The organism is Variovorax sp. GW821-FHT09D05, assembly GCF_059416325.1.
On record NZ_JBWKOZ010000003.1, the window covers coordinates 78,091 to 90,108 of the forward strand.

11 protein-coding genes are annotated in these 12,018 nt (G+C 67.4%); 1 reads left to right on the forward strand and 10 read right to left on the reverse strand.

The features are described from left to right. Positions 1 to 128: 128 nt before the first annotated feature. Complete coding sequence (locus tag AC07O3_RS08295) at positions 129 to 650, forward strand: HD domain-containing protein (RefSeq protein WP_495339062.1); 522 nt, start codon at positions 129 to 131, stop codon at positions 648 to 650. Positions 651 to 683: 33 nt separating this feature from the next. On the opposite strand, the gene AC07O3_RS08300 is transcribed toward AC07O3_RS08295, so the two are convergent. From AC07O3_RS08300 to AC07O3_RS08345, 10 genes are all read right to left on the reverse strand, one after another. Next, positions 684 to 1,433, reverse strand: coding sequence for a hypothetical protein (locus AC07O3_RS08300; RefSeq protein WP_495339063.1), 750 nt, complete (start codon positions 1,431 to 1,433; stop codon positions 684 to 686). A gap of 91 nt (positions 1,434 to 1,524) precedes the next feature. Next, positions 1,525 to 3,009, reverse strand: coding sequence for a flavin-containing monooxygenase (locus tag AC07O3_RS08305; protein WP_495339064.1), 1,485 nt, complete (start codon positions 3,007 to 3,009; stop codon positions 1,525 to 1,527). 12 nt (positions 3,010 to 3,021) lie between these two features. Then, positions 3,022 to 4,626 (reverse strand): MFS transporter, encoded by a 1,605-nt coding sequence (locus AC07O3_RS08310; RefSeq protein WP_097199210.1) that lies wholly within the window; start codon positions 4,624 to 4,626, stop codon positions 3,022 to 3,024. A gap of 57 nt (positions 4,627 to 4,683) precedes the next feature. Further along, positions 4,684 to 5,319, reverse strand: coding sequence for a PqiC family protein (locus tag AC07O3_RS08315; protein ID WP_495339065.1), 636 nt, complete (start codon positions 5,317 to 5,319; stop codon positions 4,684 to 4,686). Continuing rightward, positions 5,316 to 6,965 (reverse strand): PqiB family protein, encoded by a 1,650-nt coding sequence (locus AC07O3_RS08320; RefSeq protein WP_495339066.1) that lies wholly within the window; start codon positions 6,963 to 6,965, stop codon positions 5,316 to 5,318. The genes AC07O3_RS08315 and AC07O3_RS08320 overlap by 4 nt, the downstream gene beginning before the upstream one ends. Then, positions 6,962 to 7,684, reverse strand: coding sequence for a paraquat-inducible protein A (locus tag AC07O3_RS08325; RefSeq protein ID WP_495339067.1), 723 nt, complete (start codon positions 7,682 to 7,684; stop codon positions 6,962 to 6,964). Before AC07O3_RS08325 ends, AC07O3_RS08320 begins: the two co-directional genes overlap by 4 nt. Beyond that, the gene (locus AC07O3_RS08330) at positions 7,681 to 8,325 is read right to left on the reverse strand and encodes a paraquat-inducible protein A (protein WP_093074103.1); all 645 of its coding nucleotides are present in this window, start codon (positions 8,323 to 8,325) and stop codon (positions 7,681 to 7,683) included. Before AC07O3_RS08330 ends, AC07O3_RS08325 begins: the two co-directional genes overlap by 4 nt. A 20-nt stretch (positions 8,326 to 8,345) precedes the next feature. Further along, the gene (locus AC07O3_RS08335) at positions 8,346 to 9,806 is read right to left on the reverse strand and encodes an MFS transporter (RefSeq protein ID WP_176928833.1); all 1,461 of its coding nucleotides are present in this window, start codon (positions 9,804 to 9,806) and stop codon (positions 8,346 to 8,348) included. Then, a complete protein-coding gene (locus tag AC07O3_RS08340) occupies positions 9,806 to 11,029 on the reverse strand; it encodes a multidrug effflux MFS transporter (protein WP_495339068.1) in 1,224 nt (407 codons plus the stop codon). Before AC07O3_RS08340 ends, AC07O3_RS08335 begins: the two co-directional genes overlap by 1 nt. A 128-nt stretch (positions 11,030 to 11,157) precedes the next feature. After that, entirely contained in the window at positions 11,158 to 12,018 is an 861-nt protein-coding gene (locus AC07O3_RS08345) for a CmcJ/NvfI family oxidoreductase (RefSeq protein WP_093173436.1), read from the reverse strand.

The window sequence follows — 12,018 nt, forward strand, 5'->3', positions numbered from 1 at the left end:
AACGATTTACTGTATCGATACACAAGAATGCCGACAATGCGCTTCCGATAGGTGTTTTCCTCCGTAAACGAGGTAAAGACCGCGCGCCGCAAAGCAAAAGGCAGAATGGAAAAACCACAGGACGCCGCATGACCACCATCACTTCATCGACACCCGCCGCCGCCCGCGCCTATGCCGTCGAGATGCATGGCGACCAGAAATATGGACCCCATCCGTACGTCCACCACCTCGACGCCGTAGCCACGCTGCTCAGGCCTTACGGCGACAAGGCGCGCGTCATCGGCTACCTGCACGACGTGGTCGAGGACACCGAGGCCACGGTGGCCGACGTGCGCTCACGCTTCGGCGAACTGGTGGCCGCCTGCGTCGCGCTGCTGACCGACGCACCCGGCGCCAACCGCAAGGAGCGCAAGGCCAAGACCTATGCGGCACTGGCGAAGGTAACGGGCGACGAAGAACTGGCGCTGGTGGTGAAGGCAGCCGACAGGCTGGCCAATGTGCGGGCATGCGTGGCGGACGGACATCGCACGCTCTGGGACACGTACCACGGCGAGCATCCGACCTTCAGGGCCGCCGCGTTCAGGGCGGGGCAATGCGATCCGCTGTGGACGGAGCTCGACAGCCTGCTCTCTCCTGCGCACGCGCCCTAGCCGGGCTTGCACCAGACTCGCGCGGCATGCTCATCAGGTGCCGCAATCGCTGCCCAGGTCCGTCTTGCTGCGCGACAGCGGCCGGATGGCATTGCTCCCAGTGGTCAAGGGCTCGACCACCTCTCGGCGGAACGCTTTCAGCGCCTTCGGCGTGTCGGGGCCCGTGCGCGAGGCCTCGATGGCGATGCGCCCTCCCGGCAGGCGCCATTCCTCGACCCTGAGATTCCCCCGCTGCTTGAGCCCGAGTCGTGTCGTTGTGCTTTCGCAAGCCGCGAAGCGGGCTTGCAGTGCATCGGGAATCGGCGGCGGCGTGCTCGTCGATTGCACGGTGCAACTGCGCGAAAACGCGCGCACCGGATCTGCCGCGCCGGTGAACGACACATCGATTTCGTCTTTTGTCTCGTCCTTCGGCCCAACCAGCGGACCCGCCGGGCACTGGGCGCCTGCAAAGCTGGGCGCCGAAGGCAGCGGCGAGTTGCTGCGCAGCTTGTAGGTCAGCTCGTGGCGCGCCTTGCTCGTGCGCTCCCGCTCGCGAAGGATGGCCCTTGCGCCGACAACGTCCGTGGGCGCCTTCACCTCGCTGGCGTAGCGCACCCTGAAGAGGTCCGTTTCGATGTCGTTGTCGCCCGGCGCCAACCGAGCGAGTGCCTCTGCCGCGGTTTTGGGACCGCCCTGAGACGGATCCCAGCGAATTGCATACTCCGCCTGCGCTGCTGCCGCGCCCGATGTAAAGACACCGATGCCGCACGCCAGCACCATAACCCATCCGGTTCGTTGCTTCATCAAGGTTCCCTCTCCTCGGTGTGTTTCATTCTAGAAAGCAGGTTTTTTCGCCGCATTCCCTGGAAAGAGGATTGCTTGCGCACGCAATCCTCTAGGCGCGGCGAGGGTTCGAGAACTCCATCACCCCATCGTCCACCGCCCCAAAGCGCAGGCTGACAAGGTCGCGCGCGTAGTTCTGATACACCCGCCACGGCGCGCGCGAACCCTGCTTCGGAAACCTGCCCACCGCGCGCTGCACGTAGCCCGACGAGAAATCGAGCCAGGGCTCGGGTGTCAGCGTGGGGTCGGCGTTGCGCGGCGTGCATTGGGTGCAGCCGTGCTTCTCCATGTGATTGAGCAGCCGGCAGACATACGCGCAGGTCAGGTCGCTCTTGAGCGTCCACGACGCATTCGTGTAGCCGAACGACGAGGCCAGGTTGGGCACGTCGCTGAACATCATTCCCTTGTAGTTGAAGGTCGCGGCCGGGTCCACGCGGCGGCCGTCCACGTCGAGCTGCACGCCGCCGAGCACCTGCAGTTCGAGGCCGGTGGCAGTGACGATCACATCGGCCTCCAGCTCCGCGCCCGACTTCAGCCGGATGCCGTGCGGCGTGAAGGTGTCGATCTGGTCCGTGACCATCGAGGCGCACCCTGCGTTGAGGGCCGCGAACAGGTCGCCGTCGGGCACGAGGCAGATGCGCTGGTCCCACGGGTTGTAGCGCGGCGTGAAGTGCGTGGCGATGTCGTAGTCGGGGCCAAGAGCCTGCCGCGCGCCGCCGAGGATCATCCGCTTCGCGCGCTCCGGCTTGCGCCGCGCGAGGCTGAAGAAGTACATGGCCAGCAGCACGTTCTTCCAGCGCGTGAGGCCATAGGCCAGCCTGTCCGGCAGAAAGCGCCGCAGCCCGTGCGCGATGGGGTCCTGTGCCGGTCGCGCGACAACATAGGTAGGCGAGCGCTGCAGCAGCACGACATGCGCAGCCGTCTTTGCCAAGGCCGGCACCAGCGTCATCGCGGTTGCGCCGCTGCCGATCACGACCACCCGCTTGCCGCTGCAGTCGAGGTCTTCGGGCCAGTGCTGCGGATGGACGACGCGGCCCGTGTAGTCGCCGATGCCCGCGAATTCGGGCGTGTAGCCCGCCTCGTACCTGTAGTAGCCGCTGCACAGGAACAAGAAGCTGCAGCGCACCCGTAGCGGAAGGCGCTCGGGGCCATGCTCGACATCGACGCTCCAGCACGCATCGGCCGTCGACCAGGAGGCGCGCACCACGCGATGGTTGAAGCGGACCTTTCGGTCGATGCCGTGCTGCGCCGCCGTCTCGCGCAGGTAGTTCAGGATCGTGGGCCCATCGGCAATGGACTTCGCGTTCGTCCACGGCCGGAACGAATAGCCCAGCGTGTACATGTCGGAATCCGAACGCACGCCCGGATAGCGAAACAGGTCCCACGTGCCGCCGCTGCGCTCCCGCCCTTCGAGGATGGCGTAGCTTCGACTCGGGCAGTTCGCCTGCAGGTGGTAGCCGGCGCCAATGCCCGAGAGGCCGGCGCCGACGATCAGGACATCGACGTGCTGCACCTGCTGTCGCTCTTCTTCCTGCATCGACTTGTCTCCTTAGCTCTTGCTGTCCGAACCTCCTGCGGCGGGAGTGCCCCGGATCATCAGCCACGCGCTCACCGCACTCAGCACGGCCAGCCCGGCGCTCAGCAGCATCACCCAGCGAAAGCCCGCGACGAAAGATTCGGCCACGGCCCGCTTGACGGCTGCCGCCGTGGCTGCATCCACGCCCGGCGGCAGCGCCGCGCCGGCCAGCTTGCTGCGCTCGCCTTCCAGAAAAGCCGACACCTGCGCCGAGGCGCCCATCTCGCGCAGGTTGTTCGCCAGCGCCGCGTCGAAGGCCCAGGCCATGATCGCGCCGAACACGGCAATCGCCAACACCGCCGCCGCGCGCGACACGGCGTTGTTCACGCCAGAGGCCACGCCCGCCAGGTCGGGTCCGACCGCATTCATGACCGTGGTCGTCAGCGGCGCCACCGTCACCGTCATGCCGAAGCCCAGCACCACCACGGCCGGCAGAAAGCCGCTCCAGTAACTCGCCCCCACGCCCGGTAGCGCGAACAACGCAAAGCCCACCGCGGCAATCGAGGGCCCGATGACCAGCGGCATGCGCGGCCCGAAGCGGTCGACCAGTTGCCCGGCCCAGCCGGAAAGCGCGAACATGATGAAGATGAACGGCAGCAGCGCCGCGCCTGCCACGGTGGCCGAGTAGCCCTGCACCTGGATCAGGTTGAGCGGAAAGAAATAGAGCCCGCCGCCCAGTGCCGCATAGAGCAGCAGCGTCAGCAGATTGGCTCCGCTGAAGTTGCCGATGCGCAGCAGCCCCAGCGGCAGCATCGGCGTTCGCACCTTGCGCTCGACTGCGATGAAACCCACGCTACCCAGCACGCCGATGACCAGCGCCGCGAGCACGGCCGGCGAACCCCAACCTTGCGTGGGCGCCTCGATGAAGGCATAGACGATGCCGCCGAGACCGGCCGTCGCCAGCAGCGCGCCCCACACGTCGAGCCCGCCGCTGGCCGATGCGCCTCGGCTCTCGGGCACGTGGCGCCAGACGATCCACAGCACCAGCAGTGCCATCGGCACGTTGATGAGAAAAGCCCAGGTCCACGAGAAGTGATCGACCAGGAAGCCGCCCAGCACCGGCCCCACGGCCGCGGTGATGCCGCTGAAGCCCGACCACGTGCCGATGGCCTTGCCGCGCTCTTTCTCGGGAAAGGCCGCGCTGATGAGCGCGAGGCTGCCCGGCACCAGCAGCGCACCGCCGATGCCCTGCACCGCGCGCGCGGCAATGAGCTGCTGCACGTTGGCCGCAAGCCCGCAGGCCACCGAAGACAAGGCGAAGATGCCGACGCCGATCGCGAAGATGCGCCGCCGGCCATAGTGATCGCCCAGCGCGCCGCCCACGAGCAACAGCGCCGCCAGCAGCAAGGCATAAGACTCGACCACCCATTGCGCCTGGAAGGCCGTGGCGAGCAGGTCGGCCTGGATGGCCGGCAGTGCCACGTTGACCACCGTGCCGTCGATGAAGGCCATGCTCGAACCCACGACGGCCGCGGCCAGCACCCATGGCTTGGAGGCCTCGGGACAGGCCCCCTCTTCCGCACGGGCGCCATGCAGGATCAGCGTGTGGTCGCTGGGCGCCTTGCCGATCTGTGCCATGGGGGTCTCCTTCTTATGGGATTCCGTCTTGCTCCTTCCCCACCGGGGGAAGATTGATCAGGTCGTCGTGCAGGCGGTCGCGGCAGGATTCGCACGCGCCGCACTCACGCTGCGCGCCATCGCCGCGGCAGCCGCCGAGGTCACGCGCTGCGCCCCTTGCGCCACCGCGTCCATCCCGCTGCCCACAGCCTCGCCAAGGTTCAGCTGGCACACCACCGTGCGCGCCTCGTCCGAGCGCCGCAGCGTCCAGTTGAAGCTCGCATCGACACGCCCGCCGTCGACCGCGTCGAACTGCTGCAGCTGCACCGCGATGCGCCACACCGGCTGCGAGCTCTGCCGGCCGCCCTTGGTCACGTCGAGCGCACCCAGCCGCCCGGCAATGCCGCTGGCCAGCGCATCGCGCAGCTCGTTCTCGAACGACGCGGCCCAGCGGTGCTGCTCCAGCACCTCGACCTGCACGCTGCCGTTGGGCTGGCGCACCACCATCTGCGGCCGCGCGAAGCGCTCGGGCACGGCCACGGGCGCGAGCTCGATGTACAGCGGCGCGGCACTGCCGAGCGTCGAGGGCGCGGCTTCGGCGGCCGCCACAGGGCTCGCCAGCGTGTAGTAGTTGTCGGGCTTGCTCGCGCAGCCTGCTGCAAGCACGGCCAGCGCTGCCGCCGTCACGAATGCGAGGTGGTGGTTCTTCTTCATTTCTTGTCGTCCGGTTTGCCGCGCAGCAGCGACTCGGGATGGCGTTCGAGGTAGTCGGTCAGCACGCGCAGCGAGCCCGCGGCGCGCGTCAGCTCCCGCAGCGTCTGGCGCATGTCCTGCTGCAGCGGCGAATCGTCGGCCAGCGTTCGCTCGGCACTGTTCACGGTCTTGCGCACGTCCTTCATGGCCGCGGCCAGCTCGGGCGTGACGTCGCTGTTGATGCGGGTCACCGTCTGCTCGGTGGCCGTCAGCGTCTTGTTGAGCGTGGCGAGCGTGGTGCGCAGGTCGCCCGCAATCTGCTCGTACGGCACCTTGTTGAGCTTGGTCGCGATTTCCTGCACCTGCGACTGGATCTCGTCGAGGCTGTTGGCCACGGTGGGCAGCTCGATCGGGCTCCTGTTCAGGTCGATCTTTGCCGGCGGCGCCTTCGGGAAGAAGTCGAGCGCCACATACACCTGGCCGGTCAGCAGGTTGCCGTTGCGCAACTGGGCGCGCAGGCCCTTCTCGGCCAGGAAGCGCAGCCGCTCCTGCTGGGTGGCACGAGATTCAACGCCGCTTTCGCCGGCTCGGCGGCGCAGGCGATCGGGGTAGACCTGCACCAGCACCGGCATGCGGAACTCGCGCTCGGCGCGATCGAACTCGACGCCGATCGACTTGACCTCGCCGATCACCACGCCGCGGAAGTCCACCGGCGCGCCCGGTGTGAGGCCGCGCAGCGACTGGTTGAAGTACATCAGCAAGGTTTGCGAAGGCCCGTCGGGCTCCTTCATGGCGGCAGCTTCGTCCTGTGCCAGCGTGAAGGCAGCGTTCTCCTTGGCGACCGGGCCCATCGCGTCGTCGGGCGCCTGGAAGGCGATGCCGCCGAGCAGGATGGTTGCCAGCGACTGCGTGCGCAGCGTGAAGCCGCTGGCGCTCAACTGCGCGTCGATGCCGCTGGCCTGCCAGAAGCGCGTGTTCATGCCCACGAACTTGTCGTAGGGCGAATTGACGAAGACGCGCATGGTCACGCCGCGCCCGTCGCCGTCGAGTTCGTAGGCGGCCACCTGCCCGACCTTGACGCGCCGGAAGTACACCGGCGAGCCAACGTCGAGCGAGCCCACGTCGTTGGCGCGCAGCAGGAACTGCTTGCCGGAGTCGTCGCGCGTGACGATGGGCGGGGTTTCGAGCCCGGTGAACTCGCCCGCGGTGTCCTTCGACACGCCCGCGTCGGCGCCGATGTAGGCGCCCGACAGCAAGGTGTTGAGGCCCGAGATGCCCGATGTGTCGAGCCGTGGCCGAACCACCCAGAAGCGCGAGTCCGAGGCGGTGAAGCTCTCGGCCTCCTTGTTGAACTGCACCAGCACGCGCACGTGCGAGCGGTCGCGCGCCAGCCGAAGATGGGTGACGAGGCCGATCTGCACGTCCTTGTACTTGACGGCGGTCTTGCCTGCCTCCAGGCCTTCGGCGGTCTTGAAGGTCAGCACCACTTCAGGGCCGCGCTCCAGCAGGATGCGGGCCACGAGCGTGATGCCGACCAGCGCTGCCACGATGGGAATCAGCCAGATCAGCGAGGGCAGCCATTCGCGCCGGCGCACCACGCGCGGCTTTGGCAGCGGGGGCTGTGCGGACGGCGCCGGTTTGTCCTGGGGTTGGTCTTCTTCACTCATGCTGGTTTCTCGTCCCTGTTTTCATGTCCCTGCGCAACTTCGTTCTCCTGCAGGGTGGCCTGCGCCTCCTTGCTGTCCCACGTGAGCTTCGGGTCGAAGCTCAGCGAAGCCAGCATGGTCAGCACCACCACCGACCCGAAGGCCGCGATGCCCACGCCCGCGGTGATGACCGCGAAGCCCTGGATCTGCACCAGCCCGGTCAGCAGCGACACCACGAACACGTCGAGCATCGACCAGCGGCCGATCACTTCGATGATGTGATACAGCTTGGCCCGCTCCCGCCGGCGCCAGGTGCTGCCGCGCTGCGCCAGCACCACGAGCAAGAAAAGCACCGCCAGCTTGAACAGCGGCACCAGAAAGCTCGCAATGAAGACGATGGCCGCCAGCCCGTAGGCGCCCGACACCCAGAAATAGATCACCCCGCTCAGGATGGTGTCGTACTGCGCGCCGAACAGCGTGCGCGTGATCATCACCGGCAGCAGGTTGGCCGGTATATACATCATGCAGGCCGCTATGAGGAAGGCCCATGTGCGGTTCAGGCTCTGCCGCTTGCGGGTGTGCAGGTGCGTGCCACAGCGGCCGCAGGCGTCGCCTTCCTCGGCGTCTTTCCAGACGGCGGCGCAATGCGGGCAGGCCATGAGGCCAAGCGAGGCGGCGGTGGGAACCGGCGCGTCTTCATCGTGATGTTCGTGCCGCTCGAGGAAGGCAGGCAGCTTCATGCCGACGCCCCGTCTTCTTCAGTCTTGGGTTCGTCCTTCGGGCGGAAAGTCATTTCCCAGAACGCGCCCGGGTTGAACGACAGCACAGCCGTCAGCATGACCGTCAGCGCCATGAAGGCCCACAGCGCCGGCCCCGGCACCACGCTTGCCATGCTCGACAGCTTGACGATGGCCACCAGCACCCCGAGCAGGAACACTTCGATCATTCCCCATGGCCGCAGCGACTGCATGGCCCGCACCAGCAGCGCGAAGCCCACGGGCCGGTGCTCGCGGCTCAGCGGAATCAGCAGGTACGCGAGGATGCACAGCTGCAGAAAGGGAAAAAGAATGGTCGTGGCCAGCACCAGCAGCGCCACCACCGACATGCCCTCGGCGCTGAGCGCTATCACCGCGCCAGCCAGCGTGGTCTGGCTGCGCAGGCCCTGGAGCTCGATCTCGACGATGGGAAACAGGTTCGCAATGGCGAACATGATCAGGCAGGCCACCGTCAGCGGAAGGATGCGGCGCTCCTGCTGGCCGGGGTGCCGGCCGAGCTCTGTGCCGCAGCGCGGGCAGTGCGCCACGTCGCGGGGATGCAGGGGCGCACGGCTGTAGACCGCATCGCAACCCGGGCAGACCACGGTGTCAGGTACTTCCTTCATAGGTGAGTACCCTAACTCATTCAGCCGCCAGGACTTGTCGTCTTCAGGCGCAGCGTGCTGAAAACCGCTGCCACCGCGGCACAGCTGGCCGCCAGCACCAGCGCCACCACGGGGCCGTGGCCTCCGTGCGGGCTCCAGACACTGAAAACGCCGGCCAGCACCACTGCGCCCAGCGTCTGGCCGGTCAGCCGCGCCGTGCCGAGCATGCCGCTGGCCGCACCGCTGCGGTGCGCCGGCGGCGAAGTCACGATAGTGTGGTTGTTGGGTGACTGGAACAGCCCGAAACCCAACCCGCACAGCGCCATGCGCCACGCGATGTCGGCATTGCCCGGATTTGCCGGCAGCGCCGCCAGCAGCGCCAGGCCCGTAGCCAGCAGGCCCAGCCCGATGCCGCCCAGCAGGCCGTCGGGGTAGCGGCCGATCAGCTTTCCTGCGATGGGCGCCATCACCACGATGGCCAGCGGCCACGCCGTGATCAGCAACCCGGCCTCGATGTGGCTGCGGCCGTACACGTCCAGCAGCAGGAAAGGCAGCGCGATATAGGCCAGCATCTGCGCGCAGAACGCGGCGACCGAAGTACCCATCGACAGTGCGAACACCGGAATGCGCAGCAGGTCGATGGGGAACAACGGCACCGCCTGCTTGCGCTGGCGCTGCAGGTAGATGAAGCCGACGACCAAGCCCGCCAGCAGGATGCCCCACGCCGAAGCGTGTGAACCAGTGGCGCCCTGCACCGCTCCTTCGCGCACGCCGAGCCGGTCGACGCCCAGGAACACCAGCGAGAACATCAGCACGTTGAGCGCCACGTCGATCGGCGAGAAGCGCAGTCCGGCCGCCGGTGCCACGCGATTGAACGGCAGCGCCTTCATGCCCAGCGCGAAGGTGACAAGGCCCAGCGGCACGTTGATGGCGAAGAGCCAGGGCCACGATGCCACCGACAAAATGGCCGCCGCCACCGAAGGCCCGGCCACCGACGATGTGGCCACCACCAGCGAGTTGATGGCCATGCCCTTGCCCAGCTGAGCCGACGGATACGTCAGCCGCACCAGCGCCGCGTTCACGCTCATGATGCCGGCCGCGCCCAGCCCCTGGAAGGCGCGCGCCGCGATCAGCGTGCCGAGCGAATTCGCAAAGGTGGCGGCCAGCGACGACAGCGTGAACACCGCCATCCCGACCAGGTACACGCGCCGGTAGCCCACGAGATCGCCCAGCGAAGCCAGCGGCAGCAGCATCACCAGCGTGGCGATCTGGTACGCATTGACCACCCAGATCGCCTGCGACGGGCTGGCCTGCAGCTCACGGGCGATGCCCGGCAGCGCCAGGTTGACGATGGTGCCGTCGAGCACCGCCACGATCAGCCCGAGGATGATGACCAGCATCGCCCAGCCGCGCTCCGGCTGGGCCAGCCCGTCAATGGGCTTGTGGACTGTGTTGTTGTCTTCGGTCACCGGGAGCCCGGCGCCAGCGTGTACCGTATTCATCAGGCTTGCTGCGCCCTTCCTGTCTTTTCAGTGGGCTCGGAACGCACGCCGCCCAGCGTGAACCAGGTCAGCACCAGCGCAATGAGTGCGCCGCCGGCCATGCCGGCCACCATTGGCAGCGGCCGGCCGTCGGTGAAGAGACCCACCACCGCCATTGCCAGTGCGCCCGTCAGCATCTGCAGCGTGCCCAGCAGCGCCGAGGCCGTACCCGCGATGGCGCCGTGCATTTCGAGCGCCAGCACGCCGGTGGTCGGAATCACCAGGCCCATGAAGCCCGAGGCGATGAAGTACAGGACGATGAGCACCCAGATGTTGTCGCCGCCCATCGCGAAGTAGACGAACATCGCGACCATTGCCACGCCGCAGCACACCACGCCGAACTTGACGAGGTTGACCAGCCCGTAGCGTTCGCCCAGCGAGCCGGTGAACTGCGAGGCCGCGATGAAGGCCGCCGCGTTCACGCCGAAGGCCACGCTGTAGAGCGCGGGCGACAGGCCATAGTGGTCGATCATCACGAACGACGAATTCGCCAGGTAGGTGAAAAAGCCCGCCATTGCGAAGCTGCCGATGAACACCAGCCCGAGGTAATGCTTGTCGCGCAGCAGCAGCCAGTAGGCCGACAGCGCGCTGCCGAGGCTGCTTTCGACGCGCTCCGAGGCCGGACGCGTTTCATCGAGCAGCCTGACCATCATCGCCAGGCCCGCCACGGCCGCGATGGTCACGGCCCAGAACACGCCGCGCCATCCGGCAACCGCGATTACCGCACTGCCCGCAAGCGGCGCAAGGATCGGCGACACGCTGAACACCAGCATCAGCAGCGACATCAGCCGCGCGGCATCGGTGCCGGTGTGCAGGTCGCGCACCACGGCGCGCGGAATCGCCATGCCGGCCGCTGCGCCCAGGCCCTGGACGAAGCGCAGCACGATCAGCGTCTGGATGTCGGTAGCCATCGCGCAGCCCACGCTGGCGAGCGCGAACAGCAGCAGTCCCGCATACAGCGGCGGCTTGCGGCCCACCATGTCGGAAATCGGCCCGTACAGCAGCTGACCCGCACCGAGCGACAGGAAGAACGCCGTGAGGCTCATCTGCACCGCGCCAATGTCGGCGTGCAGGCTCCGTCCGATGGCCGGCAGCGCCGGCAGGTACATGTCGATGGCGAAAGGCCCGATGGCCGAAAGCAGGCCCAGCAGCAGGGCCATCTTGAAGAAGGGGGAAGAACGCATTGAACCGATTGTCGCCAAGGGCGGTGATCGGTGCAGGCGTGGGGTCAGCGCCCGGCTGGTGCTAATTCAGGGCAAAGAATCGCGCGGGCGAGAAGTTGTAGAACTTTGTTCGGAAGAACAGTTTCAACTTATTTGCCGGCGGGCCAGAACACCAGCGCGCGCAGTTCGATGCTGCGCCGTGGCGGCGCCTCGCGCGAACCTGTCGGGTCTTCGAACGCGGTATGCGCGGTGTAGCGCGCCACACCGTCTTCGCGCGAGTCGTAGATCTTCAGCAGCAGGGCCTCGTCGGGCCGCATCCGCGGGAACCAGTACCAGCGGTGCTCCGGGTTCCAGGTGAACGAATAGGTCTCGCCCACCTTGTCGGGGTAGACCAGGTCGCTGGGCACGAGGTCCTTGGGCGAGATGGAACGCGCATCGCACAGTGCGAGCGGCAGGCGCTCCACGGTGGCCAGCGGGCGCCACAGGTTGATGATCGCGAAGCGGTGCTTCAAGCGTTCCTCGGCTTCTTCGGGCGGCAGGTGGGCGTGCACCCGGCGCGGCGCGGAGACGAAAGTCTGGTCGTTGTGCACGCGGCGCACCGGCTCGCGCAGCTCGGCCGTGCGGCGCGAGCCCTGCGCGCTGTCGCGCAGCGTGTGGTCGAACACCACGATCTTCTCGGCGCCCGTGACGTCGCGCAGCAGGGCTTCGGCTTCACGGTAGTAGATGTCGCGGATCGTGGCGTCCTGCGAAAAATCGGCGAGCACGCTGCGATGCGAAATCTGCGTGAAGCCACTGCGGTCGAGCGTCAGTTCGTTCAGCGCCACCAGCGGGCGGCCATCGCGGATCGTCACGCGGCGCGGCTCCAGTTCGCCGGTTACCCACGGCGTGCCGGGCGGTGGCTCGAAGGTGTAGCTCACGGGCCGGCCCTGGCCCGCCTTCAGGTAGTTGAGTTCTGCCTCCACCGAGGGCAGCGTGGCGGCAAGCATCTGTCCATTCGATCCGACGCTCAT

Coding starts and splice junctions, on each gene's coding strand:
- AC07O3_RS08295 (WP_495339062.1), top strand. CDS start 129: ATGACCACCATCACTTCATCGACACCCGCCGCCGCCCGCGCCTATGCC.
- AC07O3_RS08300 (WP_495339063.1), bottom strand. CDS start 1,433: ATGAAGCAACGAACCGGATGGGTTATGGTGCTGGCGTGCGGCATCGGT.
- AC07O3_RS08305 (WP_495339064.1), bottom strand. CDS start 3,009: ATGCAGGAAGAAGAGCGACAGCAGGTGCAGCACGTCGATGTCCTGATC.
- AC07O3_RS08310 (WP_097199210.1), bottom strand. CDS start 4,626: ATGGCACAGATCGGCAAGGCGCCCAGCGACCACACGCTGATCCTGCAT.
- AC07O3_RS08315 (WP_495339065.1), bottom strand. CDS start 5,319: ATGAAGAAGAACCACCACCTCGCATTCGTGACGGCGGCAGCGCTGGCC.
- AC07O3_RS08320 (WP_495339066.1), bottom strand. CDS start 6,965: ATGAGTGAAGAAGACCAACCCCAGGACAAACCGGCGCCGTCCGCACAG.
- AC07O3_RS08325 (WP_495339067.1), bottom strand. CDS start 7,684: ATGAAGCTGCCTGCCTTCCTCGAGCGGCACGAACATCACGATGAAGAC.
- AC07O3_RS08330 (WP_093074103.1), bottom strand. CDS start 8,325: ATGAAGGAAGTACCTGACACCGTGGTCTGCCCGGGTTGCGATGCGGTC.
- AC07O3_RS08335 (WP_176928833.1), bottom strand. CDS start 9,806: ATGAATACGGTACACGCTGGCGCCGGGCTCCCGGTGACCGAAGACAAC.
- AC07O3_RS08340 (WP_495339068.1), bottom strand. CDS start 11,029: ATGCGTTCTTCCCCCTTCTTCAAGATGGCCCTGCTGCTGGGCCTGCTT.
- AC07O3_RS08345 (WP_093173436.1), bottom strand. CDS start 12,018: ATGAGCGTCGGATCGAATGGACAGATGCTTGCCGCCACGCTGCCCTCG.